Consider the following 25,256-nt stretch of genomic DNA (forward strand, 5'->3'; position numbering starts at 1 on the left):
GCGCATATCCAAACACCTCAGATTTGGGCGCCATCATAGCGCCCGATTGAAGTGTCCAAAATCATTAGGCCAGTTCAAGCTTGCTCGCGATGCAGGCACCTCGGCCCCCCGGAAGACCGCGTCATCTTCATCGCGGGCAAGCCTTGCTCCCACCATAGGTGAGCGCCTAACCACTAGCGCCGCCCCGTGCGTGTACTCACATCCACCCAGACCGCCAGCACCAGAATGCTGCCCTTGACGATCATCTGCCAGTAACTGTCGACGTCGAGCATGGACATGCCGTTGTCCAGGCTGGTGATCACCAGCGCGCCGAGCAGGGCGCCGTAGACGGTGCCGGAGCCGCCGCGCATGGAGGTGCCGCCGATGAAGCAGGCGGCAATGGCGTCGAGTTCACCCATGCTGCCGGCCGAGGGGGAGCCCGCGGCCAGGCGTGCGGTGTTGACCACGCCGGCGAGGGCGCACATCACGCCCATGATGCCGAAGATCCACAGCTTCACCGCCTGCACGTTGATGCCGGACAGGCGCGTGGCTTCCATGTTGCTGCCCACCGAGTAGACCCGTCGCCCAAACACGGTCTGGCTGGTGACGTAGCTGAACACGCCGAGCAGCATCAGCAGAAGCAGCACGGGAACCGGAATACCGTCGTAGCTGTTGAGGGTATAGACGAACCCGGCCAGCACTGCGCCGATCAGCACCACGCGCAATACGTCACGCACCAGAGAGTGGGCCGCCAGGCCATGCAGGGCGCGATTGCGCCGCTGTTTCCAGGTCAGGAACAGGGTCAAGGCAAACAGCAGCACGCCCAGGCCCGTGCCGACGGAGTGCGGCAAATAACCCTGGCCGATGTAGACCAGCTCCGGTGACACCGGGGCGATGGTGGTGCCGTCGGTAATCCCCAGCAGAATGCCGCGAAAGGCGAGCATGCCGCCCAGGCCGACAATGAACGACGGGATGCGCAGGTAGGCGGTCATGTAGCCGTTACCCAGGCCAATCACCAGGCCGCACAAGGCGACCAGGCTCAGGTTCGCCAGCAGCGGGATGTGATAGATCACGTCGAGAATCGCCGCCAGGCCACCGAGCAATCCAAGCAGTGAACCCACCGACAGATCGATCTCACCGCTGATGATCACCAGCACCATGCCGCAGGCCAGAATCCCGGTGATGGACATCTGCCGCAGCAGGTTGGAGAGGTTGCGCGGAGTCAGGAACCCGCCCTCGGTCTGCCAACTGAAAAACAGCCAGATCACCGCCACGGCGATCACCAGCGCGAGCATTTTGTAGCGGCTGAAGAGTTGCTTGACCTGATTCATCTACGCGGACTTCCGATCATTATTGTTATGGTCTTCGGGGTGGCTGAGGGCGGCGGCGAGCACCTGTTCCTGTGTGAGTTCGTGGTTGATGAAATCGCCGCGCAATTGGCCTTCGCCGATCACCAGCACGCGGTCGGACACCCCCAGCACTTCGGCCAGCTCCGAGGACACCATGATGATCGACACGCCTTCGGCGGCCAGCGCGCCCATCAGCTTGTAGATCTCGTACTTGGCGCCGACATCCACGCCCCGGGTCGGCTCATCGAGAATCAGCACGCGCGGTTGGGTCAGCAGCATTTTGGCCAGCACGGCTTTTTGCTGGTTGCCGCCGGAGAGGCTGGTGATTGGCAGGAACGGGCTCGCGGTCTTGAGGTGCATGCGCGAGATTTCCCGGTCGATGCTGCCCAACTCCGCTTCGGTGTCGATACGGGTCATTTTCGAGTAGTTGTCCAGCACCGCCAGGGTGATGTTCTGGCCCACCCCCAGGTCGGGAATGATGCCCTGGCGCTTGCGGTCTTCAGGCACCATGCACAGGCCTGCGCGGATTGACTTGAGCGGCGTGCGCGTGTCGATCGGTTGGCCGTCGAGCCAGACTTCGCCTTCATGGCGGCCGGGGTAGGCGCCGAACAGTGCCGACACCAGTTCCGTGCGGCCGGCGCCGACCAGCCCGGCAATGCCGAGGATTTCCCCGCGCTTGAGGACGAATGAAATGTCGTCGACCCGTTTACGTTTGGGGTTGTCGACGTCGTAGCAAGTGATATGGCGCGCCTCGAAAATCACCTCGCCGATGTCATGGGGTTCGGTGGGGTAGAGGTTGCTCATTTCTCGTCCGACCATCTGGGTGATGATCTTCGGGATGTCCATGTCGGTCATAGCGGTAGTGGCGATGTGTTTGCCGTCGCGGATCACCGAAATGGTGTCGCATACGGCGGCCACTTCATCGAGCTTGTGGGAGATATACACGCAGGCGACGCCCTTGGCCTTGAGGTCGCGGATAATGTCCAGCAGCACCTCGATTTCCGAGCGGGTCAGGGCCGAGGAGGGTTCATCGAGAATCAGCAGGCGCGCCTGTTTGTTCAGCGCCTTGGCGATTTCCACCAACTGCTGGTAACCACCGCCGTATTGTGAAACCGGCAGCGAGACGTTCATGTCCGGCACCTTGAGTTCACGCATCAGGGCTTCGGCACGGTGGATCATTGCCGGGTAGTTCATGCGTCCGCCGGGCAGCGTCAGCTCATGGCCCATGAAGATGTTTTCGGCCACCGACAGGTCGGGGACCAGGGTCAGTTCCTGATGAATGATGACGATCCCGGCGGCTTCGGTTTCGCTGATGGACTGCGCCTTGAGCGGCTGTCCGTCCCAGACAATTTCACCGTCCCAGGTGCCGTACGGGTAGACCGCCGACAGGACTTTCATCAGCGTGGATTTACCGGCGCCGTTCTCACCGCACAGGCCGACGCATTCACCTGGCCTGACCTTGATGTCGATGCCATTGAGGGCTTTGACACCGCCGAAGCTTTTGACGATGCCGTTCATTTGCAGCAGGTAGTCGGACATGGCGAGGGCTCATATGAAAAGGGCTCACACATAGGCAGAGGTGGTGACAGCCCTGGGGCCAGGCATCTCAGATGCAGCTAGCCAAGCAAAGCCCCTGTGGGAGCGAGCCTGCTCGCGATGGCGGCAGCACATACAACATCGATGCAAGCTGAACCACCGCTATCGCGAGCAGGCTCGCTCCCACAGGTCTCATCCAACCCAGGGTTGTCCCAGGATCACTGCCCAGCGATCTGCGCCTTGGTATAGAACCCATCTTTTTCCAGCAGGTCGATGTTGTCCTTGGTCAACGGGGTCGGGGTGAGCAGGATGGTGTCGACTTTCTTGCTGCCATTGTCGTATTGCGAGGTGTAGGTGGGTTTCTCGTTACGCGCCAGTTGCACCGAGAGCTTGGCCGCTTCGGTGGCGATCAGTTTCAGCGGCTTGTAGACGGTCATGGTCTGGGTGCCGTCGATCACTCGCTTGACCGCTGCCAGGTCGGCGTCCTGGCCCGAGATCGGCACCTTGCCGGCCATTTTCTGCGCGGCCAGTGCCTGGATGGCACCGCCTGCGGTGGCGTCGTTGGAGGCGACGATGCCATCGATCTTGTTGTCGTTACGGGTCAGGGCGTTTTCAACGATGCTCAAGGCTTCGGTGGGGTTCCATTCCTTGACCCACTGTTGCCCGACAATCTTGATATCGCCCTTGTCGATGGCCGGTTGCAGCACTTTCATCTGGCCTTCGCGCAGGACCTTGGCGTTGTTGTCCGTGGGCGCGCCGCCGAGCAAGAAGTAGTTGCCCTTGGGCGCGGCTTTCAACACGCCGCTGGCCTGCATCTCGCCGACTTTTTCGTTATCGAAGGAAATGTAGGCGTCGATGTCGGCATTGAGGATCAGGCGGTCATAGGACACCACCTTGATCCCGGCCTTCTTGGCTTCGGCCACGGCATTGGTCAACACGGTGGCGTTGAACGGCACGATGACGATCACATCGACGCCCCGGGAGATGAGGTTTTCGATCTGGGAAATCTGTTTCTGCTCGTTGGCATCGGCCGACTGGACGAAGACTTTGGCGTCCATTTTTTCCGCCGCCGCGACGAAGTAGTCACGGTCCCGCGACCAGCGTTCCAGGCGCAGATCATCGATGGAGAAACCGATTTTCGGGTTGGTGGCGTCGGCCATGACCGGAAGCGAGAGCAGGGCGAGGGCGCCGGCGAGCAGCGTGAGTTTCAGTTTTTTCATGGTGGTGCGTCCTTTTATTGTTGTTCGAAAGACACTGCCTGACGATGAACGTGATGCGGGTAGAACTGTAGAGACTCCCGGCGTGCCGCGAGCAGAGATTTGTCGCGAGAATGTAACAACCTCTGCGCAGCGAACGGGGCCTGGTGTCAGGGGTAGATGAACCGGTTGACCACGTTTTCGAGCATCTCTTGCCGACCACTCACAGCCTGTGGATTGAGCTCGTTGTCGAAGGCGTGTTCGGCCAGTGAAGCGAGGCTGAACTCACCCGCCAGCACCGCCTGACCGAACGGTTGCTGCCAGCCGGCGTAGCGTTGGTCCTTGAACTGCTGGAGGCGGTCGTTCTGCACCATCGCCGCTGCACGTTCCAGGGCCAGGGCGAGGACGTCCATGGCCGCGACGTGGCCGTGGAACAGGTCAATCTCGTCCAGGCTCTGACGACGGACCTTGGAGTCGAAGTTGAAGCCGCCATTGCTGAACCCGCCGGCCTTGAGGATTTCATAGGTGGCCAGGGTCATCTCTTCGACGCTGTTGGGGAACTGGTCAGTGTCCCAGCCGTTCTGCGGATCGCCACGGTTGGCGTCGATGCTGCCGAAGATCCCCAGGGAGACGGCTGTGGCGATCTCATGATGGAAACTGTGCCCGGCCAGGGTCGCGTGGTTGGCCTCGATGTTGACCTTGATCTCCTTTTCCAGGCCGAACTGTTGCAGGAAGCCGAACACCGTGGCACTGTCGTAATCGTATTGGTGCTTGGTCGGTTCCTGCGGCTTGGGTTCGATCAGCAGATCGCCCTTGAAACCGATCTTGTGCTTGTGCTCGACCACCATGCCCATGAAGCGGCCCAGTTGTTCGCGCTCGCGTTTCAGATCGGTATTGAGCAGGGTCTCGTAACCTTCACGACCGCCCCACAACACGTAGTTGGCCCCCTTGAGACGCAGGGTGGCGTTCATCGCGCTGAACACTTGGGCGGCGGCGCAGGCGAACACTTGCGGGTCCGGGTTGCTGGCGGCGCCTGCGGCAAAGCGCGGGTTGCTGAAGCAGTTGGCGGTGCCCCACAGCAGCTTGATCCCGGTTTGTTCCTGGTGACGCTCCAGGTGGTCGACCATCTGCGCGAAGTGGTTGCGATACTCCTTCAGCGAGTGGCCTTCCGGGGCGACATCGGTGTCATGAAAGCAGTAGTAGTCGATGCCCAGTTTGGAGAAGAACTCGAAGGCCGCTTCGGCCTTGCCGATGGCCAGTTCCATCGGGTCGCCGGCATGCTGCCACGGGCGTTGGAAGGTGCCGGCGCCGAACACATCGGATCCCGGCCAGACAAAGGTATGCCAGTAGCACACCGCCATGCGCAGGTGCTCGCGCATGGGCTTGCCGAGCACGAGTTTGTCGGCGTCGTAGTGGCGAAAAGCAAGAGGCGAGTCGCTGGCGGGGCCTTCGTAGCGAACCTTGTCGATGGCGGGAAAGTACGACATGGGCGATTTCCTTATTGTTCTTGGCGGTGTATCGATACTAACGCCGGCCCGGTGGCCGCTGATTATGAAAATCACCAAGGCACAGTGCGATTTTGAGTATTGAGATCCGACGGTCACGCGCCTAGTCTGTGGTCATCGGCCCAGGGTAAAAACCATGAAAACCGTCCCGCCCGTTCACCGCATTGCGTTGTTGTTCAACGGCAGCAAGATCTATGACCGAGGCATCATCAGCGGCATCGGCAACTACCTGAGCAGCACCCGCGCGTCCTGGGACCTGTTCCTTGAGGAAGATTTTCTCTGTCGGTTGAAAGGCATCGAACGCTGGCAGGGCGACGGGATCATTGCCGACTTCGATGACCCGCTGATCGGCGAAGCGCTGAGCGGGATCGGCTTGCCGGTGGTGGCGGTGGGCGGCTCTTACCAGGATGAGCGCGCTTATCCGAAGGGCATTCCCTATGTCGCCACCGACAATCAGGCCTTGATGAAGCTGGCGTACGAGCACCTGATCGAGGCCGGGTTGACGCGCTTTGCCTGCTTCAGCCTACCGCAAGCACAAGCCAATCGCTGGGCCCAGGAACGGGAAAACGCCTTTCGCCGGCTGCTGCAACGCGATGGTCTGCACGCCGAGGTCTATCGCGGCATGGGCACCAGCGCGCCGCTCTGGGACAGCGCCGTCGAACAACAGATCGCCTGGCTGCAAAGCCTGCCCAAACCCATCGGTATCATCGCCGTCAGTGACGCCCGTGCCCGGCAACTGCTGCAGGCCTGCCTGACCGCCGGAATCGCCGTGCCGGAGCAGGTGGCACTGATCGGCATCGACAACGACCCCCTGACCCGCACCCTGACGCGGGTGCCGCTGAGTTCGGTGATCCAGGGCACCGAAACCATGGGTCGGACCGCCGCGCGCCTGCTCCATCAGATGCTGCACGGCATGCCGTCCACGGGTACGCAGGTGCTGATACCCCCGGATGCGATCAACGTCCAGGCCTCGAGTCTGCACCAACCGTTAGGCAACCCTTACGTCATGCAAGCGCTGCTGTTCATTCGCCAATATGCCTGCCAGGGCATCAAGACCGCTCAGGTGGCGGCCTATGTGGGCGTGTCGCGCTCCTCCCTGGAAGCGCACTTTCGCAAGGCGCGGGGCTGCAGCGTGCACGACGAGATCCTGCGCTTCAAACTGGCAGCGGCCGCCCAGGGCTTGGAAAACACCGACTCGGCGATTGCCGACATCGCCCAGAACTGCGGCTTCAAATCGGCGCAGTACCTGCACACGGTGTTTCGTCGAGAGTTTGGCTGTACGCCCCGCGAATATCAGCAGGGGGGCGGCACAGGCCACTGAACCGGTCTTCACCGCCCGCAACTATTGCTGGAAGCAATAGTGATCATTACGAAACACAAGTTCTGTTTTGTCGGCAATGCCTGGAAAATCCCCCCCATCGAACAGGTAACTCAAGCAGTTGGGGCGATGAGGTTTCACTCATCTGACCCACACACCAGATGCACCTGGCAGTGGCGGCAACCCGTAACGCAGTTCCGTTGCCTGATGAACCAACCTTTTATTTTCAGGACCAGACCAATGCGCCTTTTATTTGCGTCTTCCATGGCGTTTACCTCCTTGTTGCTCGCCGGTTGTGCCAGCGCGCCGAACGACCCGACCCTGACCTTGCAGACCAGCAAGACGCCGGCCCAGTACGCCGACTGTGTCGTGCCGAAATTGCAGGACCACGCGATGAGCCCGACCGTCTCCCAGTCCCAACGCGGCTACCGGATCGTGGTGCCAAGCAAAGTGTCGGCGGACAACGTGCTGGAAGCCTACAAGGCCGGGAACGGTGGCAAGGTATTCATCTACGAGCGGCATCTGTTGGCTTCCAGCTTCCTACCTTCGAGTTTTGAACGCGCCGCACAGGACTGCATCTGAGGCCGGCCCGTACAGGTTTTTCACCGTGCTCCTTTGGTTGGCCGCAACCAACCATTTTTTTACCCCGCACCGCATTCGGTGGCGGGGTTTTTTTTGCCTGTGGGGAAGAGGGGGCAGATTCACTTGAGTCCGCTGCCAACGAGCGGTGGCTGGCCCCGGCGTTGAGGTTTGACGAGAGGCTCTGCAATCGGCATATTTGCTCGTTAGTGATAATTAGTGCTCGTTTATGAAGGTTATAGATGCCATGACTTCAACTCACGAAGTGTTCCCCGGTGAACGCCAGCAACGGATCAGCGAGCGTCTGGCCCTGTATGGTCGGGTGATTGCGGCCGATCTGGCCAGCGAATTCAATGTCTCCGAGCACTCGATACGGCGCGATCTTGGCGTATTGGCGGCGGCGGGGTTATGCAAGCGAGTCTATGGCGGCGCGATCCTGTTGCCGGCCGTGGAACGGCCGATGGCCGTTCGAGTACGGCAGAACGTCGAGCGCAAGGACAGTCTCGGCCTGGCGGCGGCCTCGTTGCTGAGGGCGGGCCAGCATGTGTTCATCGATGCCGGCTCGACCAACCTGGCGATTGCCGGCGCCATCGATCCACGCCTTAAGTTGACGCTGAGCACCAATTCGCCGTTGATTGCCGTGCAACTGATGAAGCTGCCCTGCGCCGAGGTGATCCTGTTGGGCGGACGCGTGAACACGGCGTCGGGCGGAGTGATCGGGCTGGCGGCTGTGCAGCAACTGCGGCAGTTCAATGTTGACCTGTGTTTTCTCGGCGCTTGCGCCATCGACCCGGACAATGGCATCACAGCGTTCGGCCTGGATGACGCGGAGTTCAAGCGCGCGGTCGTCGCGGCGAGCGGTCAGGTGGTGGTGGCCGTGACCAATGAAAAACTCTCCAGCATTGCCCACTATCAGGTGGCGTCGTGTGAAGAAGTCACCGCCCTGGTGGTGGAGCACGACGCGCCGAGTGAACGCCTGGAGCCGTTCTTGGGCAGGATTGCCAACGTCATGAGCGCGCCCTGCGAACCGCGGCAGGCGTGAAGCGTGTGCTGTAGCGCCCACGACAATCAAGCGCATGTGTGGCGAGCCATTGTCGGCCACGCGATTTACCGCTAGTTTGCTGGCCCATCAAAAGTACAAAAATAATCAGGAGTCATCGATGCAACCGATTCGTCTCGGTCTGGTGGGCTACGGCAAGATTGCCCAGGATCAACACGTTCCCGCTATCCTCGCCAACCCTGCGTTCCAGTTGGTGTCTGTCGCCACCCAAGGGCAGCCCTGCGCCGGTGTGGAGAATTTCCGGTCCCTGGGCGAGCTGCTTGAAAACGGCCCGCAGGTCGATGCGATTGCGTTTTGCACACCGCCGCAAGGGCGATTCGCATTGGTGCAACAAGCGCTGGCCGCGGGCAAACACGTGCTGGTAGAAAAGCCGCCCTGCGCCACGCTGGGTGAAGCGATGGCGTTGGTGGATCAGGTACGCGAGCAAGGTGTCAGTGGTCTGTTCGCCTGGCATTCACGCTACGCGCCCGGCATCGAGGCGGCCCGTGACTGGCTCGCCAGCCGCACCCTGCAAAGCGTCAAGATCGACTGGAAGGAAGACGTACGCAAGTGGCACCCCGGCCAGGCCTGGATCTGGCAGCCTGGAGGCCTGGGTGTATTCGATCCCGGCATCAACGCGTTTTCAATCGTGACCCATCTGCTGGCGCTGCCGCTGTTCGTTGAGTCCGCCGAACTGCGCGTGCCGAGTAACTGCCAATCGCCGATCGCCGCCAGCATCAAGATGTCCGACGCGCAACACCTGGATGTCCGTGCGGAGTTCGATTTCGACCACGGTCACGACGAACTCTGGAGCATCGAGATTCGCTGCACCGAAGGCCTCCTGCGCCTGGACAACGGTGGGGCAGTGCTGAGCATCGACGGCGTTCGCCAGACCGTTTCCCAGGAAGGTGAATACGCGGCGGTGTATCGGCATTTCCAGCAGTTGATTGCTGACCAGGCCAGCGACCTGGACCTGCAGCCGTTGCGTCTGGTGGCGGACAGCTTTTTTCTTGGCAGTCGGACCTTGGTCGAGCCGTTTTACGACTAGCCACTGAGGGGGGAGGCGATTCTGGCCGTGCATACCCCATCCGGATCAGATCCCTCTGCCGCAAGTCATCCGAGCAAAATTCCGGCCGCTTCGCACCCGGCAGTCCCAGCTATCATTCACCGATACGAATACTCGGTGTGACCGACATGCCTACCCGCAGTTTTGCCGCAGCGCTCTGGTCGGGATCGATGCGGATGCGCACCGGCAAGCGTTGGACGATCTTGGTGAAGTTGCCCGTGGCATTGTGCGGTGCCACGGTCGAGTAGCTGACGCCGCTGGCCGGTCCCAGGCTTTGTACGGTGCCTTGCAGCGCCTCGCCCGGTAACGCATCCACCTCGATTTCCACGGTTTGACCTGTCTTGACGCGGGCCAGTTGTGTCTCGCGAAAGTTCGCGCTGATGTACACGGCCTCCAGCGGAACGATTGCCAGCAAAGGTTTTCCCGCGTTGACGAAAGCCCCGATGCGCACCGATTTTTGCCCGATCGTGCCGCTGATCGGTGCGGTGATTCGGGTATAGGACAGCTTCAGTCTCGCGAGGTCCAGCGCAGCCTGCGCGTGGGCGAGGGTTGCCTTGGCTTTTTCCAGGTCGGCCTTGAGAACGTCTACCTGCTGGCGAGCCGCCTGAAGACCCGCCTGGCTTTTATCCCGACTGGCCAGTTGCACGCTCAATTGCGCTTCGGCCTGTTGCTGCGCTTGCACGGTTCCCGAGCCGTCGGTGGCCAGGTTGCGATAACGGGCATGATTGACCTTGGCCAACTTGAGCGCAGCCTCGTCCGCGGCGACCGCTGCCTGTGCCTGGCGTATGACGGTGTCCTGTTGGATCAGGTGTGCTTGCAAGCTGGCGACTCCGGCACGGGCGCTGGCGAGCTGGGCTTTGGCGGCGTTCACGGCGGCAACGAAATCACGGTCATCGAGGGTTGCCAGCAGGTCGCCTTTGTTGACCGGCTGATTGTCTTCGACCAGCACCGTCTCAACCGTGCCCGATACCTGCGGCGCGACCGTGGTGAAGTCCGCGTGGACGTACGCATCGTCCGTGGACTGGATCGATGCACTGGATTCGGGACGATTGAAATACAGCACGCCGCCGATTGCCCCGACGAGCAACACGGCACTGATGATCTGGGCTTTCTTTGGTAAGGCCATGGTGGGTTACCCGTGTGAGGAGGAAGGTGACGGGGCTACTTGCGTGACAGGCGGGGGGATGCAGGTCAGCCGCAGCACGAGAGGAATCAGCAACAGCGCGAGCAAACCCAGTACGCGATAGGCGTCGGCGATCGACAGCACCAGCGCCTGCTGGCTGATGATGCCCATCAGCTGTGCCGGCTCAGGCGCAACCGCAGAGATGTTGCTGACCAGGGCGGTTTGGTCCAGCAACATTTCCCCATGGAAACGACTGCGCACGGTGATCAGTTGGGTGACCGCCGCCGCGCCGATCAGCGAGCCGAAGGCGCGTAGCGTATTGATGGTGCCGGACACATAAGGTCCTTCGGAGGGCTGTACCACGCTGGTGATCAGGAACAGCATCGACACCACCGCCATCGGTTGCCCAAGGGCTTGCAGTGTTTGCGCCAGGACGAACTGGTCGCGATTCCATTCGCTGGTCAACTGCGCGCCGCACAGACACGCCAGCGCGATCAGCAGCAGCCCCAACGCGAATACCACGCGGGCATCAACCCACTTCTGGTACAGCAGCAGCGCCACCAACGGCCCAAGGATCAGTTGTGGCAGCGCGACGATCAGGCCGATGGACGCCATCTGCAACGGTCGATACTGCTGAAGCGGGGTGAGATAGCTTGCCGGTAACAGTGAACTGGACATCAACACTACCAGCAGGGAAACGAACAGCGTGCAGCCCAGTCCCAGGTTGCGGCGTCCCAGGATTTGCAACTTGATGAACGGTGAAGGGTGATACCACTCGCTCACCAGGTAGATAGCCAACAGGGCCAGGCCAGCCACTAGCGATGAGATGATCAACGGCGAATGAAACCAGTCCAGCCGTACACCTTGATCCAGGGCGATGGCAATCAGGCCGAGCGCCGGTACACCGCAAGCCATGCCGAACCAGTTGGCCTGTGGAAAACGGTGCTGCTGGATGGATTCCTTCGGCAGGCCCCAGGCGATCAGGCATCCCGCGATGAGCGCCAGGGGAATGATTTGCCAATACACCCACCGCCAATCATTCAGACCATCGGTCCAGTGTCCGGTCAACCAGATGGACAGATTGGGCGCGAAGGTCGCGGTCATCGCATACAGCGCCAAACCATATAGGCGGATGGGCGGTGGCAGGAATTTCAGGGCCGCCATCATCAGCAACGGAATCGTCGTGCCGCTGGCAATGCCTTGCACAAAACGCAAGGCCAGCAGCAGGTCCAGGTTATGGATCAAGGGCAGGATTGCCGCCAGCAGTGCACAGATGCCGAGCATCCACAGTTCCAGGCGTCGTACTGAAAGGGTAATGGCGAACCAGGCTGAAAAGGGCATGGCAATCAACTCCCCGGCACTGTACGCCGTGGTTAACCACGAGCCGTCGTCGAAGCCCAGGCCCATGGCCCCCCTGATGTCAGCCAACGCCAATGCGCCGACCCGGATATTCAACCCAGCCATCATCGCGGCGATGAAAATCCCCAGCAGACCCACCAGCGGACGTTTTGAAGGCGTGGCCTGGGGGGCTATGCTGGCCGTGACGGTTGCTGGCAACAATGTGGCGCTGTTCATGGGGCGGCCCTTGAGCGAGATGAGCGAGGCGAGACACGGACCAGCGGGTCATCCGATGAAGACGCGGGCGACTCATCGATGCTCGCTTGCGGCGTGCTCTGCAGTCTCGCCGCCTCCCAACCACCCCCCAGCGACTTGTAGAGATTGACCACGGTGAGCGTGGCGTCGGTTGCGCTGGCATTGAGGCGGGTCTGACTGGCAAGCAGGTTGAGTTGCGCGGTCAGCACGCTCAGATAGTCGGCTGCACCTTGTTCATAGCCTCGTTCGGCGGCACGTAATGCCTGCCGGTTCTGTTCATAGGAAACCAGCAAATCCTCGTGCTGGCGCTGTTGGGCAGCCCAGGCATCCAGGGCATTGTCCACCTCGTGCCAGGCTCGCAATACGGTATGCCGATAGGTGATCGCCGCCGTTCTTTGCCGTGATTCGTTCAAGGCCAGGCGTTGCGTCAATCGTCCGCCCTGGAAGATCGGCAAGTAGACCGTCGGGCCGATGGAAAAAACACGGGAGTCCCAACTGGAGAGATCACCGCTTTCGAAGGCTTCCACGCCGATTCGACCTTTGAGCCCGATACGCGGGTAAAAGTCAGCCTTGGTGACACCGATGGCTGCGGTAGCGGCATGCAGCTGCGCTTCGGCACGCTGGATGTCGGGGCGTCGGTGAGCCAATTCGGAAGAGACGCCAACCGGAACGTGGGTTGGAAGCGACGGCAAGGGCATGGCTTGACGCAGTTGTACATCCAGTGCGCGGGGCTGCTCTCCCAGCAGCAACGCCAGTGCGTTCATCTGTGCATTGCGTTGTTGGGTCAGTTCGGGAACCGTGGCCTTGATTGTCGCCAATTGCGCGCGAGCGGACGAGGTTTCGAAGCGCGTGGCAACACCATTGCGCTCACGGCTTTCGGCAAGCCCCAGCGTGCGCTCGGCAATCGTCAGGTTTTGCTGGGCGATGTCCAGTTGCGCCTGGGTTCCGCGCAATTGCAAATAAGTTCTGGCCACTTCGGCGGACAAGGCTACCCGTGCGGCTTCGCGATCATGGATGGTGGCTTGCAGGGTCGCCGCAGCGCCCTCGCGCCCGCGTTGCGCTCGGCCCCAAAGGTCGATTTCCCAACTGGCATCGAAGCCTAGTTGCCAGAAATTGCCGGGGCCCACAGGCGCACCCAGCGCGGCGAACTTGCCATGTTCGCTGAGCCTCTCACGGGCGTAGCTGGCGTTGGCATCCACGCTGGGTAGCAGGCGCGAAGAGGCGATGCCCAGTTGCGCTCGGCTTTGTTCAATGCGTTCGCCGGCTATCTGTAAATCAAGATTGCCCGCTTGGGCACGCGATTGCAGTTGGGCGAGTAACGTGTCGTTGAACAGCAACCACCATTGGGAGGGCACTGCCGCGTCGGACATGGGGGCGACATTCGCGTGTTCTGGCCGCGGTGCCAGCTCTACGGCCCTCAGCCCGCTTTCCGGTTTCATGAAGTCGGGGCCTGCCGTACAACCGGCCAGGGACAACACGCCAAGCGTTGCGATTGCGCTCGTGAACTTCAGGATGCGTGGGGGTGACTCTCTGAAAGCCGACATTGCCTGTTCCTGAAAGGTTGCAGCGTTGCCCGGCGAGCGTGCGCCATGGCGTCGATAAATCTTCGGCAGCGACGTGCTCGCTGTGAATTCATGTTATTGACGCGGGCGTGCAGGCGCACTTCTACATGGGTTCAGCAAAGCCATACCTCAGTGGCGGGGAGATATACGAAGGTATGGAGGGGCGAGGGGCTTACTGGGATCAGTGCCGTTGCAGCACAGCAGTTTCGATGCAGCCTAACAATCGGCCGGCTTCACAGGGTTTGGGCAGGCAGGCAACCAGTCCCGGTGTGTCGGCACCCAGGTGCGGGTAAGCGGTAATGAATATGGTGGGGATCTGAAAACCCATCGCGTTCAGTTTTTCGTGCAACTGCACACCGCTCATTCCCGGCATCTGGATATCGGAAATCAGGCAGTGCGTCTCTGCGAGGGTGTTGGCGTCGAGGAACGCCAGGGCGTTGCGATAGGTTTGGACTTGATAGCCGCTGGAGCGCAACAAGCCTTCCAGAGCTGTCCGAACGGATTCGTCATCATCCACGACGGCTATCGTCGCGGTATTGCGTTTTGGGGTGTCGTGCATAGTGGGTCGCTCGTGACAGCGCCTGTCGTCATTACACGATACGCGGTCTCGAAGGGCGTAAAAGTATACCTACGTATAGCGTGTTAAGACTAAAGGCTCGACGTTGGCCTGATTCGTTCACTCACGGTCGGCGGCGCGTAACCCAGGGGATACTTGCACTGTACCCGGGTACAACTGACCTCGGCTGGTTGCCTGCGTAGACTGGCGCCCATCGCCGGGTGCAGATTCGCCACCGCCGGTCTGCGCGCATTGCCGATTAATCCGCTGTCGCTCAATGAAATCACTTGAAGGGCTTTGATGAGGCGCTAATCTAGGCTTTGACAACACGACCCGTTCTGGATCCCGGTACAGCCTCATCAACGGTCCTCCAGCCAAGCCACGGAAGCCGCCCCACGCGACGACATCGGCACTTGCGATATGACACAGGACGACAGCCCAACGGCAGCGTGCGGCCTATAACACAACTGATTGATCCGTGCCGATGGATAACCACATGCAAGTATTATGGGACGATGGCGAGCGAATTTTCTGTCGCGAATCACGACTGGGCGTAGAGGGCGATCGCAACGTCCTGATAGCGCGGCCTGCCGCCGAACAACCGCCTCCCGGCTGTATTGACCGTCTGGCTCATGAGTTTAGTCTCAAGGATGAACTGAACAGTAGCTGGTCGGTGCGGCCTCTGGAAATGGTGCGCGACGGCACCCGAATGCAGTTGGTGCTCGAGGATCCAGGGGGCGAACCGCTTGTGCAGTTGCTCAACGTCCCCATGGACACGGCAATCTTTTTACCCCTCGCCGTGAGCATCGCCTCGGCGCTGGGCAAGCTCCACCAGTGCGGCCTCGTCCATAAGGACATCAAGCCCAGCCATATCCTGGTGAACTGCACCGACGGGCAAGCCCGGCTTACCGGCTTTGGTCTTGCCTCGCGGCTGCCGCGGGAGCGGCAGGCGCCCGAGACCCTGGCCGGTACGCTCGCCTATATGGCACCGGAGCAGACCGGCAGGATGAATCGCTCGATCGATTCGCGCTGTGATCTCTATTCTTTCGGCGTCACGCTGTACCAGATGTTGACCGCCTCGTTGCCGTTCACGGCAGCCGATCCGATGGAGTGGGTACACTGCCATATCGCCAAAAAGCCCTTGTCACCCCGCGAACGGGTCGCCTCTGTTCCCCAAATGCTTTCTCGGATCGTCATGAAGCTGCTCGCCAAGACCGCCGAGGAACGTTACCAGACGGCCGCCAGTGTCGAGCATGATCTGCGACGGTGCCTGGCAGACTGGCAGCAGTTGTGCCAGATCAATGTCTTCGTCCTGGGCGAGCAGGGGGCATCCGAGCGGCTGCTGATTCCGGAAAAGCTCTACGGGCGTGAGCGTGAGGTCGCTACCCTGGTTGCGGCGTTCTCCCGGGTCGTTGAAAGCAGTGCACCGGAGTTGGTGCTGGTCACGGGTTACTCCGGTATTGGCAAGTCCTCGGTGGTCAATGAGCTGCACAAGGTGCTGGTGCCGCCACGAGGGCTTTTTGCCAGTGGCAAGTTCGATCAGTATCGGCGTGACGTTCCCTATTCAACGCTGGTGCAGGCTTTTCAGAGCCTGGTGCGCACGCTGTTGGGCAAGAACGACACGGAACTGGCGAGCTGGCGTGACGCTTTGCTGCAAGCGCTGGCTGCCAATGCGCGGCTGATGACCGATCTCATTCCCGAGCTCAAGCTGATCATCGGTGAGCCACCGCCGGTGCCGCCGCTTGATCCTCAACAGGAGCAACGCCGTTTTCTTCTGGTGTTCCGGCATTTTATTGGTGTATTTGCCCGCCAGGAGCATCCGCTGGCGCTGTTTCTCGACGATCTGCAATGGCTCGACGCTGCCACGCTCGACCTGCTGGCGGATCTGTTGACCAGTTCGGACGTGCGGCATTTGATGCTGGTAGGGGCATACCGCAGCAACGAGGTGGACGCCTCGCATCCGTTGACTGCCAAACTCGAGGCCATTCGCCGCGCAGGTGGCAAGATCGGTGAGATCTCGCTGGCGCCGCTGGGCAAAGTGCATGTCGAGCAACTGATCGGCGATGCGCTTCATGACGAACCTGAACGCATCGAGCCCTTGGCGCAGTTGGTTCTGGATAAAACCGCCGGCAACCCGTTCTTTGTGATCCAGTTTCTGCAAGCATTGGCCGATGAGCAACTGCTGACTTTCGATCATGAAACTCGGCAGTGGTGGTGGGACCCCGATCGTATTCATGCCAAGGGCTACACGGACAACATTGTGGACTTGATGGTTGGCAAACTGGTTCGCTTGCCGAGCGAAACGCAAGATGCGTTGCAGCAGCTTGCCTGCCTGGGCAGCGTCGCCGGGTTCAAGGCGCTGTCCACCGCTCTGGGCGTGCCCAAGGCTCAGGTCCGCGCGCTTTTTTGGGAGGCGACTCGCCAGGAACTGGTCGAGCGGCGCGACGGTGGTTATGGGTTTGTTCACGATCGTATTCACGAGGCCGCTTACACACTGATCCCCGCCGACTTGCGCGCCGCTGCTCACTTGCGTATCGGTCGGCTGCTGGTGGCGCAAACGTCCGCTCAGGAGCGCGAGGAAGCGATTTTCGAGATCGTCGGCCAGCTTAATCGCGGCGCTGCGTTGCTCACTGACCAGGACGAGCGAGAGCAACTGGCGGCGTTCAACCTGATGGCCGGTCAACGGGCCAAGGCGTCGACAGCCTTTGCTTCAGCGCTCAACTACCTCACCGCCGGGGCGCAGATGCTGGGCGACGATGCCTGGGGGGCTCACCATGAGTTGATCTTCGCCCTGGAACTCAACAGGGCCGAGTGCGAGTTTCTCTCCGGGCAACTGAGTGTCGCGGACGAGCGCCTGAGTGCGCTGGCCAAGCGTGCTGTGACGGTGATCGAACGCGCCAGCGTCGCTTGTCTGCTAATGGACGTCTACCTGCTTCTGGATCGCAGTGACGGTGCGGTCGCTGTCTGTCTCGACTACCTGCGACATGTGGGGATCGTATGGTCGGCCCATCCGAGCGACGATGACGTGCGCCACGAGTATGATCGAATCGGGACTTTGCTGGGAGAACGGACCATTGAGGAGCTTATCGATTTGCCTCTGATGGAAGACGCGACCGCCCTGGCGACCCTCGACGCGCTGGGCAAGCTCTTCGCGCCAGCCTTGCAGAGCGAAGCGAACCTGGCGGACCTGTTGATCTGCAAGGCGGTCAACCTGAGTCTTGAGCATGGCAACTGCGATGCGTCCTGTGTGCTCTATGCCAATTTGTTCAGGGTCGCTGGTAGACGTTTCGGGGATTACCAAGTGGGTTTGCGGTTTGGTCAGCTGGGCTGCGAACTCGTCGAAAAGCGCGGTCTGACGCGATTCGAGGCCAGCACGTACTTGTGCTTTTCCTGCTTTGCCGTGCGCTGGATGAAGCCTGTGGAGCAGTGCCGAGACTTGTTGCGCCGCTCGTTTGTGGCGGCGAACCGGATCGGTGATCTGCCCTATGGCGCCTACGCGGGCAACAACCTCACCGCTGATCTGCTCTTCGCCGGTGAGCCGCTGGCCGGTGTACAGGACGAGGCCGAACGCGGCCTGGCCTATGCCAGGAAGGTGCGCTTCGGGCTGGTGACCGATTTCATCCTCACGCAATTGGCGTTGATCCGGATGCTGCGAGGGTTGACCCGCGGCTTCGGCCGCCTGGATGGCGGCCCGTCAAACGAAATCGACACCGAAGCCCACTTGTCCAGCAACCCGGATCTGGTATTGGCTGAGTGTCTGTACTGGGTCCGAAAACTGCAGGCCCGCTATCTGGCCGACGATCCTGTATCGGCCCTTGAGGCGGCCACCAAAGCGCAGCGTTTGCTCTGGGTTTGCCAGGCGTTCTTTGAGGAAGCCGAATATCATTTCTATGGCGCCCTGGCGCGGGCCGCCTGCTGTGACAGCGCCCCAATGGATGAGCAGAGGCAGTATCTGGTCGCGATGGCCGCCGATCACCGCCAGCTCCAGACCTGGGCGCAGCAGTGCCCGGAGAACTTCGCGAGTCGCGCCGCGCTGGTCGGCGCCGAAATTGCCCGGGTCGAAGGGCGCGTGATCGACGCCGAGCTACTCTACGAGCAAGCCATCGACGCCGCGCAGCAGAGCGGTTTCGTGCATATCGAGGCGCTGGCCAATGAACTGGCGTCGCGCTTCTACGCGGCGCGCGGCTTTGCCAAGGTCGCTCGCGTCTATCTGCAGGACGCCCGTTACGGTTACCTGCGCTGGGGGGCCGAGGGCAAGGTGCGACATCTGGAGAGCAAGTACCCGTCGTTGAGCACTGAAGAACCTGCGCTTGGGCCGACGACGATGACGACTCTCGTCGACCACCTTGATCTGGCCACGGTTCTCAAGGTCTCCCAAGCCGTGTCGGGAGAAATCGTCCTGGAGAAGCTGATCGACAGGATCATGTTCACGGCGATTGAACAGGCTGGTGCCGAGCGTGGGCTGTTGATTCTCCCGGACGGCGGTGAGTACCGGGTAGCGGCGCAGGTCACCACCGGCGGCGACACCACACAATTGCACGACGTTGCGGTGAGCGCGACGCTGTTGCCAGAGTCGATCCTTTATCACGTCCTGCGCACCCAAGAGACCGTTTTTCTTGATGATGCGCTGGTTGCCGGGACGTTTGCCGAAGATCCTTACATCCGTCAGCAACAAGCTCGTTCTATTCTCTGTCTGCCCTTGATGAATCAGGCTAAGCTCGTCGGCGCGCTCTACCTGGAAAACAACCTTGCCGCCCGCGTGTTCAGCCCGACCCGGATCGCCGTGTTGAAACTGGTGGCTTCCCGGGCGGCAATCTCGTTGGAAAATGCCCGGCTTTACCGCGAGGTCGCCGAACGCGAAGCGAAGATCCGGCGCCTAGTGGACGCCAACATCATCGGGATTCTGTTCTGGAATGCCGAGGGCGACATCATTGAGGCCAATGATGCGTTCCTGCGCATGGTGGGCTATGCGCGAGAGGACCTCACCTCGGGCCGTCTGCGCTGGAGAGACCTGACCGTACCGGAGTTTCTCGAACTCAGCGAGCGCTCGTTGGCCCAGGCGCTGCTGACCGGGCAAGCCAGTCCCTATGAGAAGGAATATTTCAGGAAGGATGGCAGCCGCGTGCCGGTCATCGTCGGGCTGGTGACGTTCGAAGCCAGCAGCAGGGAAGGGGTCGCCTTCGTGCTGGACCTGACCGAGCGCAAGCTGGCGGAGGAAAAAATCCGTGAGAGCGAGCGTCGCTATCGCGAGGTGCAAACCGAACTGGCCCACGCGAACCGCGTCGCGACTATGGGGCAGTTGGTTGCCTCGATCGCCCACGAAGTCAATCAGCCGATCGCTGCGGCCATTCTCAACGCTGATGCCGCGCTGCGCTGGTTGAACGCCCAACCACCGGAGATCGAGGAGGTCCGGCAGGTCCTTGGTCGCCTGATCGTCGATGCCAATCGAGCGGCAGATGTGCTTGGCCGCATTCGCGGGCATATCCGCAAGGCGCCGCCGCAGAAGGGGTTGGTGGATATTAACGCTGCGATCAGCGAGATGATCGAATTTACCCGCAGTCAGATCATCAAGAGCGGTGCTTCAATACAGACGCAATTGATGGACGGTATGCCTTTCATCGAAGGCGACCGTGTCGAGCTGCAGCAGGTGTTGCTCAACCTGATCATGAATGCGTTGGAGGCGATGAGTGCTGTCGGCGAAGGTGAACGGCAGTTGCTGATCCGCGCGGCGCCGGGCGATGGTGGAAACGTGGTCGTGAGTGTGAGCGATTCAGGGCCAGGTTTCGCCTCGCAGAGTACCGATCTGGTTTTCACTTCGTTCTATACCACCAAGCCCACCGGTCTGGGGTTGGGATTGTCAATCTGTCGTTCGATCATCGAGGCCCACGGCGGTTGCCTGCGGGCGCACGCAAACCAGCCTCGGGGCGCCACTGTGCAATTCACGCTGCCCATCGCTCAGCAATGAAGGCCATACCCAGCTTTGTCAGCGCCAACATTGGGCTGACAACGGCCTGCCTAACAGGTTATTCATACTTAGGTTTAAAGACCGTATATAAAGAGGTCACTTAAACCAATCGCATGTACAAATGAAGCGCCGCCAGCCCCGCGATAGAGTACCGGTCAAGGGTTGCGGAGTATTCAACATGAATCATTTAACGCTCAACACCGTTGATAAGTTGTCCTCGCTACGCTCGTTAGTACTGATTGGCATGGCACTGTTAACGACGAGCGTTTTCTACCGCTTGAGTGTGCCGCTGCCGGAACGTCATCTGTGTTCCGCAGCCCGTTACGGCAGCAATCTGCCTGGGCGCATGGTGGATGTCCCGTTGAAGCTGGTCTATATCGAGAGGTCCGCAGACAGCATACCCGTCGGTGCGCATTTGATCAGTCCGCGCCGATTCTATATCCACCATGGAATTTATCTGGGCGGCGGAGAGGTGGCTCATTACTCGGGTTTCAGCAGCTCGTTTAGATCGGGTCCTATCGAAGTGACTGATCTGGAACACTTCGCTCTGGGCAAGCCGGTCTGGCGGTTTCAAGAGCAATGCAACTATTCCAGCCGTGAGATCGTTGATCGGGCGCGTTCAAGACTCGGTGAAAACCGCTATCGGGTGTTCTCCAATAACTGCGAACACTTTTGCAGTTGGTGCATCAGTGGAGAAAGTTACAGCGCCCAAGTCAGTGCTTACTTGCGTCGACCCCGAGATGTATTGGCGTTGATTGATGCATTGGAACCACACTTTATTGCATAGTTTATTGCTCTCCGAGCGCACCCGCCGGGGCGAACTCTGCAAGCAAAAACGCTGTGCTACACTTTTTTCGTCCCCTCCCAAGAGGATCGTGCATGAATGGCAATCCCTCGTCAGATGAGCCGGGCAGCCAGGGTTCTGTTGTGTTTGTGGTGGATGACGATGCCTCCATGCGTGAGGCGTTAAGTAATCTTTTGCGCTCCGTCGGCATCCGTGTCGAGACGTTCGCCTCCACGACGGAGTTTCTGCGCCAACCCAGGACAGCGGGCCCCAGTTGCCTGGTGCTGGATGTCCGGCTCCAAGGCAGCAGTGGCCTGGATTTCCAGAGCCAGTTGGCCGCCTCCAACGCCAGTATCCCCATCATTTTCATTACCGGTCACGGTGACATCGAAATGTCGGTCAAGGCCATGAAGGCCGGCGCCGTGGATTTCCTGGCAAAACCCTTTCGCGAACAGGATCTGCTGGACGCTGTAACTGCCGCGCTTGAGGCCGACGTTCGGCGGCGCGAGATCGAACAGCAGTTTGCGGACCTGCACAGTCGCTATGCAACGTTGACCACCCGCGAAAAAGAGGTGATGGCCCTGGCCGCCAAGGGCCTGATGAACAAGCAGATTGCCGGGCAGATGAACCTCAGCGAAATCACCGTGAAAATCCACCGCGCCCATGCCATGAAAAAAATGCAAGCCAAGTCTTTCGCCGACCTCGTTCGGATGGCCGAGTCTTTGGGTACCGCGCAAGGTCGTTGACCTGCGCCAGCGCATCCCCCCCTTCGGTGCCGGTTCAAGATCGCACGCCGTCTGTCTTGAATGCCCCATCCTGTCCGTATTGAGGTGAAAACACCGGCCCCACGCTGGCACTAACCCGTGGTTACGTTGTCAGTACTTGGCGTCTGTAGCGGCGAGGATCGACCCAGATAGCTGCACGTCAGCGACATGACGCACTTTTTTTTGACGCCTTCGGGCAAATAACTCGCGATGGATTGCGCCGGGACCGACTATTCCTTTGCGGGTTGATTCTCTATGCGCTTTCTACTCGATCCGCGTCATGACATTGATGCTGCCTTATTAAGTTACCGCCGGGTGTTCTGGTCGCTGGCGCTGTTCAGCGGCGTGATCAATCTGTTGGTGCTGGTGCCATCGCTGTACATGATGCAGGTGTACGACCGGGTCCTGACCAGCCGCAACGAAACCACCCTGTTCATGCTGACCTTGATCGCCCTGGCCCTGTTTCTGTTCAGTGCCCTGATCGAGTGGGTTCGCGGCGAGGTGATGATTCGCATGAGTGCGGGGCTGGACGACGCCCTGGGTGAGCGAATTTTCGATGCCGCCTTCGCCCGCAGCCTGCGCGAGCACAACGCCAACCCGGCCCAGGTGCTCACTGATTTGGCGACGTTGCGCCAGTTGATCACCGGCCAGGGTCTGATCGCGTTGCTGGACGCGCCGTGGTTGCCGATCTTCCTGCTGGTGGCGTTTATTTTTCACCCTTGGTTCGGGGTGCTGACCCTGGTGCTCGCCCTGGTGCTGATCGGCCTGGCGTTGTGGGGTGAGCTGGCGACTCGCGCCCGGTTGGGTGAAGCCAATCGCCTGGGGGTGCAGTCGTCTGTCTATGTCAACAGCACGCTCCACAATGCCGAGGTCATTCAGGCGCTGGGCATGCTCGGGCCGTTGCGCCAGCGCTGGAGCCTGCTGCAACAACGCATCATTGCCGCGCAGGCCCACGCCAGTGACCGTGGTGCCCGTATCACTTCTGCAACCCGTTTCGTGCGCATATCGGGACAGTCGCTGGCCCTGGGCCTGGGGGCGTTGCTGGTGCTCGAGGGGCAGATGTCGGCAGGCATGATGATCGCCATGTCGCTGCTGCTGGGCCGCGCCCTGGCACCGGTGGAAATTGCCATCGGCTCCTGGAAACAATTCAACGCCGGACGCCAGAGCTATCAGCGTCTGAGCCAGCTGCTTACCCAGCACCCCCGCGAGCGCCTGCGCATGCCCTTGCCGCCGCCCACCGGCGCGGTGCGCCTGGAGCAACTGTATGTCGGCCCGCCCGGCGCCTCGCAACCGATTGTGCGCGGGATCAATTTCAGCCTGGCCAAGGGCGAAGTGCTTGCCGTAGTCGGTCCCAGCGCCAGTGGCAAGTCGACGCTGGCCAGGGCGCTGGTCGGGGTATGGCCGGCCATCGGCGGTTCGGTGCGCCTGGATGACGCCGAGATCAGCCAGTGGTCCCATGATGCCCTGGGCCCGTACCTGGGTTACTTGCCCCAGGACATCGAGCTGTTCGATGGCAGCGTTGCCGACAACATCGCCCGCTTCGGCGAGCAGGATGCCGACAAAATCATTGCCGCCGCTCGTCACGCCGGCATTCACGAGATGATCCTCAGATTCCCCAAAGGTTATGACACGCCACTGGGCCCCGGTGGGCTGGGTTTGTCTGGCGGGCAGAAGCAACGCCTGGGCCTGGCCCGGGCACTTTACGGGCGCCCGTCGCTGATTGTGCTCGACGAGCCCAACTCCAACCTCGACGAAGCAGGTGAGCTGGCGCTGGTACAAGCGATCAATGCGCTCAAGGCCGCCGGCAGTACCGTGGTGCTGATCACCCATCGACCCAATGTGCTGGCGGTGGTCGATCACATCCTGGTACTCAAGGACGGCGCCCAACAAGCCTTCGGCCCACGGGACCGGGTGCTCAAGGCATTGATGCCGGGGCCCAGGCCCGCTGCGGTGAGGGAGGCCGGCGAAGATGCGTGATCTGACCCCGGCTGCATCGGCGCACAGCGAGCAGCAACTGAGCGTGCTCGACGCCAATACCCTGCCCAGCGCCAGTACCGATGCCAGCGGTGCTGCGCGGTATGGTGTGGGCTTTCTGGTCCTGACGCTGGGCGGCTTTTTGCTCTGGGCCTTCCTGGCACCCCTCGATCAGGGTGTCGTGGGCAGTGGCACCGTGGTGGTGGCGGGCGAGCGCAAGGCGGTGCAGTCGTTGGTCGGCGGGGTAGTGGACCAGCTGCTGGTCAGCGATGGTGATCGAGTCAGCCAGGGGCAGTTGCTGGTGCAGCTCAATACCGTGCAAGCGCAGTCGCAACTGGACGTGACCCTGGGCAAGTTGCTCAACGATCGCAGCATTGAAGCGCGGTTGATTGCCGAGCGTCTGGGCAGCGCCGAGATCCAATGGCCGGCTGAATTGCTGGCGCGCGCCGACGAGCCGCGGGTCAAGGCCGCCATGGCCTTGCAAAACCAGTTGTTTCTGACCCGCCGCGCGGAGCTGGGCAGCCGTTTGCAGATCATCGAACATGAGGTCGCGGCGCTGCAGCAGCAATTGCAGGGCTATGAAGGCGTCAAGCGTAACTACGACGCGCAGATGCGCTTTCAGCAACAGGAGCTCGAAGGCCTGCGCGAGCTGGCCCGTGAGGGTTATGTTCCGCGCAACAAACTCTTCGAGGCCGAGCGCAACGCCGCCCAACTGGCCGGCCAGATTGCCTCCGGCGTGGGCGATGTCGGGCGGACCCGCCAGGCCATCAACGAAAGCAGGCTCAAGGCGTTGCAAGTGCAGCAGGAGTTTCGTCGCGATGCTGAAACCCAGCTCAGCGAGGTCTCCGCCGAGGCGGCCGGTTATGCCGATCAGATGCGTGCCTTGCAATTTGAAGTCGACAACGGCGCTATCCGTGCGCCAGTGGCCGGGCAGGTCATGGACGTGAGCCTGCATACCGTTGGCGGCGTGGCCCAGGCCGGACAAACCCTGATGCAGGTGGTACCGCTGGATGCGCCAATGGCGATTACCGCGCGTTTCGAGCCGTTGATGGCCAACAAGTTGCGCCCGGGGTTGCCGGTGCATGTGCATTTCACCGCGCTGCAACGGGTGGATACGCCGACGGTAACCGGCACCGTAAGTACGGTGTCGGCCGACCAGTTGATCGATGAGCAGACGCACTTGCCGTACTTCTCCGCCAAGGTCGAGATTCCCGCCGACACGGTCGCCTCGTTGCAGGCCGCCGGGTTGTGGGTGCGTCCGGGCATGCTGGCCGATGTGACGGTGGTCACGGGGGAGCGCACCTTCATGAATTACCTGATGAAACCGTTGCGCGAACGCTTGCTGGCAGCCTTCAAAGAGGAATGAGC

The 25,256-nt window shown here is 60.9% G+C and carries 17 protein-coding genes; 9 read left to right on the forward strand and 8 right to left on the reverse strand.

What is annotated here, in order from left to right; translation table 11 throughout:
* Positions 1-173: 173 nt before the first annotated feature.
* The 4 genes from T3A99_RS17580 to xylA all read right to left on the reverse strand — a co-directional run bounded on the left by T3A99_RS17580 (position 174) and on the right by xylA (position 5,547).
* Positions 174-1,310 carry a sugar ABC transporter permease gene (locus T3A99_RS17580; protein ID WP_047228915.1) on the reverse strand — a complete coding sequence of 379 codons (1,137 nt, stop codon included), beginning with the start codon at positions 1,308-1,310 and terminating at the stop codon, positions 174-176.
* A complete protein-coding gene (gene xylG, locus T3A99_RS17585; RefSeq protein WP_047228916.1) occupies positions 1,311-2,867 on the reverse strand; it encodes a D-xylose ABC transporter ATP-binding protein in 1,557 nt (518 codons plus the stop codon).
* Between the two features lie 215 nt (positions 2,868-3,082).
* A complete protein-coding gene (xylF, locus tag T3A99_RS17590; protein WP_047228917.1) occupies positions 3,083-4,084 on the reverse strand; it encodes a D-xylose ABC transporter substrate-binding protein in 1,002 nt (333 codons plus the stop codon).
* Positions 4,085-4,230: 146 nt separating this feature from the next.
* Positions 4,231-5,547 carry a xylose isomerase gene (gene xylA, locus T3A99_RS17595; RefSeq protein WP_047228918.1) on the reverse strand — a complete coding sequence of 439 codons (1,317 nt, stop codon included), beginning with the start codon at positions 5,545-5,547 and terminating at the stop codon, positions 4,231-4,233.
* 154 nt (positions 5,548-5,701) lie between these two features.
* Between xylA and T3A99_RS17600 the strand changes: the two genes are divergently transcribed.
* The 4 genes from T3A99_RS17600 to T3A99_RS17615 all read left to right on the forward strand — a co-directional run bounded on the left by T3A99_RS17600 (position 5,702) and on the right by T3A99_RS17615 (position 9,549).
* Positions 5,702-6,886, forward strand: a complete 1,185-nt coding sequence (locus T3A99_RS17600; RefSeq protein ID WP_322834615.1) for a XylR family transcriptional regulator — start codon at positions 5,702-5,704, stop codon at positions 6,884-6,886.
* A 237-nt stretch (positions 6,887-7,123) separates the two neighbouring features.
* Complete coding sequence (locus T3A99_RS17605; protein ID WP_288916101.1) at positions 7,124-7,465, forward strand: hypothetical protein; 342 nt, start codon at positions 7,124-7,126, stop codon at positions 7,463-7,465.
* 244 nt (positions 7,466-7,709) lie between these two features.
* Entirely contained in the window at positions 7,710-8,504 is a 795-nt protein-coding gene (locus tag T3A99_RS17610; RefSeq protein WP_322834616.1) for a DeoR/GlpR family DNA-binding transcription regulator, read from the forward strand.
* Positions 8,505-8,622: 118 nt separating this feature from the next.
* Complete coding sequence (locus tag T3A99_RS17615; RefSeq protein ID WP_047228922.1) at positions 8,623-9,549, forward strand: Gfo/Idh/MocA family protein; 927 nt, start codon at positions 8,623-8,625, stop codon at positions 9,547-9,549.
* Between the two features lie 112 nt (positions 9,550-9,661).
* Here T3A99_RS17615 and T3A99_RS17620 read toward each other — a convergent pair whose 3' ends face one another.
* The 4 genes from T3A99_RS17620 to T3A99_RS17635 form a co-directional block, all read right to left on the reverse strand.
* Positions 9,662-10,693, reverse strand: coding sequence for an HlyD family secretion protein (locus tag T3A99_RS17620; protein WP_107321661.1), 1,032 nt, complete (start codon positions 10,691-10,693; stop codon positions 9,662-9,664).
* A 6-nt stretch (positions 10,694-10,699) separates the two neighbouring features.
* Positions 10,700-12,265, reverse strand: coding sequence for an MFS transporter (locus T3A99_RS17625; RefSeq protein WP_188251643.1), 1,566 nt, complete (start codon positions 12,263-12,265; stop codon positions 10,700-10,702).
* Complete coding sequence (locus T3A99_RS17630; RefSeq protein ID WP_322834617.1) at positions 12,262-13,827, reverse strand: efflux transporter outer membrane subunit; 1,566 nt, start codon at positions 13,825-13,827, stop codon at positions 12,262-12,264. The genes T3A99_RS17625 and T3A99_RS17630 overlap by 4 nt, the downstream gene beginning before the upstream one ends.
* Positions 13,828-14,026: 199 nt before the next feature.
* Positions 14,027-14,404: a response regulator transcription factor gene (locus tag T3A99_RS17635; RefSeq protein WP_107321664.1), complete on the reverse strand. Its 378-nt coding sequence runs from the start codon at positions 14,402-14,404 to the stop codon at positions 14,027-14,029.
* Positions 14,405-14,897: 493 nt separating this feature from the next.
* Here T3A99_RS17635 and T3A99_RS17640 point away from each other — a divergent pair, with 493 nt between their 5' ends.
* The 5 genes from T3A99_RS17640 (at position 14,898) to T3A99_RS17660 (ending at position 25,254) form a co-directional block, all read left to right on the forward strand.
* A complete protein-coding gene (locus T3A99_RS17640; RefSeq protein ID WP_107321665.1) occupies positions 14,898-20,366 on the forward strand; it encodes an AAA family ATPase in 5,469 nt (1,822 codons plus the stop codon).
* 178 nt (positions 20,367-20,544) lie between these two features.
* Positions 20,545-21,153, forward strand: coding sequence for a lecithin retinol acyltransferase family protein (locus T3A99_RS17645; protein ID WP_322834618.1), 609 nt, complete (start codon positions 20,545-20,547; stop codon positions 21,151-21,153).
* A 92-nt stretch (positions 21,154-21,245) separates the two neighbouring features.
* The gene (locus T3A99_RS17650; RefSeq protein WP_173407056.1) at positions 21,246-21,896 is read left to right on the forward strand and encodes a response regulator transcription factor; all 651 of its coding nucleotides are present in this window, start codon (positions 21,246-21,248) and stop codon (positions 21,894-21,896) included.
* A 273-nt stretch (positions 21,897-22,169) separates the two neighbouring features.
* Positions 22,170-23,891, forward strand: coding sequence for a type I secretion system permease/ATPase (locus tag T3A99_RS17655; protein ID WP_076385254.1), 1,722 nt, complete (start codon positions 22,170-22,172; stop codon positions 23,889-23,891).
* Positions 23,884-25,254 carry an HlyD family type I secretion periplasmic adaptor subunit gene (locus tag T3A99_RS17660; RefSeq protein WP_047228924.1) on the forward strand — a complete coding sequence of 457 codons (1,371 nt, stop codon included), beginning with the start codon at positions 23,884-23,886 and terminating at the stop codon, positions 25,252-25,254. The genes T3A99_RS17655 and T3A99_RS17660 overlap by 8 nt, the downstream gene beginning before the upstream one ends.
* Positions 25,255-25,256: the final 2 nt, after the last annotated feature.

Origin of the sequence: Pseudomonas sp. N-137, from assembly GCF_034555295.1 — a bacterium.
Classification (GTDB): Bacteria; Pseudomonadota; Gammaproteobacteria; order Pseudomonadales; family Pseudomonadaceae; genus Aquipseudomonas; species Aquipseudomonas rhizophila.

Excerpts from the sequence above, each read along its gene's own strand:
- T3A99_RS17650 (WP_173407056.1), top strand. The coding sequence starts at position 21,246 with ATGAATGGCAATCCCTCGTCAGATGAGCCGGGCAGCCAGGGTTCTGTT.
- T3A99_RS17580 (WP_047228915.1), bottom strand. The coding sequence starts at position 1,310 with ATGAATCAGGTCAAGCAACTCTTCAGCCGCTACAAAATGCTCGCGCTG.
- T3A99_RS17655 (WP_076385254.1), top strand. The coding sequence starts at position 22,170 with ATGCGCTTTCTACTCGATCCGCGTCATGACATTGATGCTGCCTTATTA.
- T3A99_RS17645 (WP_322834618.1), top strand. The coding sequence starts at position 20,545 with ATGAATCATTTAACGCTCAACACCGTTGATAAGTTGTCCTCGCTACGC.
- T3A99_RS17615 (WP_047228922.1), top strand. The coding sequence starts at position 8,623 with ATGCAACCGATTCGTCTCGGTCTGGTGGGCTACGGCAAGATTGCCCAG.
- T3A99_RS17625 (WP_188251643.1), bottom strand. The coding sequence starts at position 12,265 with ATGAACAGCGCCACATTGTTGCCAGCAACCGTCACGGCCAGCATAGCC.
- T3A99_RS17635 (WP_107321664.1), bottom strand. The coding sequence starts at position 14,404 with ATGCACGACACCCCAAAACGCAATACCGCGACGATAGCCGTCGTGGAT.
- T3A99_RS17610 (WP_322834616.1), top strand. The coding sequence starts at position 7,710 with ATGACTTCAACTCACGAAGTGTTCCCCGGTGAACGCCAGCAACGGATC.
- xylF (WP_047228917.1), bottom strand. The coding sequence starts at position 4,084 with ATGAAAAAACTGAAACTCACGCTGCTCGCCGGCGCCCTCGCCCTGCTC.
- T3A99_RS17605 (WP_288916101.1), top strand. The coding sequence starts at position 7,124 with ATGCGCCTTTTATTTGCGTCTTCCATGGCGTTTACCTCCTTGTTGCTC.
- T3A99_RS17620 (WP_107321661.1), bottom strand. The coding sequence starts at position 10,693 with ATGGCCTTACCAAAGAAAGCCCAGATCATCAGTGCCGTGTTGCTCGTC.
- xylG (WP_047228916.1), bottom strand. The coding sequence starts at position 2,867 with ATGTCCGACTACCTGCTGCAAATGAACGGCATCGTCAAAAGCTTCGGC.
- T3A99_RS17640 (WP_107321665.1), top strand. The coding sequence starts at position 14,898 with ATGCAAGTATTATGGGACGATGGCGAGCGAATTTTCTGTCGCGAATCA.
- T3A99_RS17630 (WP_322834617.1), bottom strand. The coding sequence starts at position 13,827 with ATGTCGGCTTTCAGAGAGTCACCCCCACGCATCCTGAAGTTCACGAGC.
- xylA (WP_047228918.1), bottom strand. The coding sequence starts at position 5,547 with ATGTCGTACTTTCCCGCCATCGACAAGGTTCGCTACGAAGGCCCCGCC.
- T3A99_RS17660 (WP_047228924.1), top strand. The coding sequence starts at position 23,884 with ATGCGTGATCTGACCCCGGCTGCATCGGCGCACAGCGAGCAGCAACTG.
- T3A99_RS17600 (WP_322834615.1), top strand. The coding sequence starts at position 5,702 with ATGAAAACCGTCCCGCCCGTTCACCGCATTGCGTTGTTGTTCAACGGC.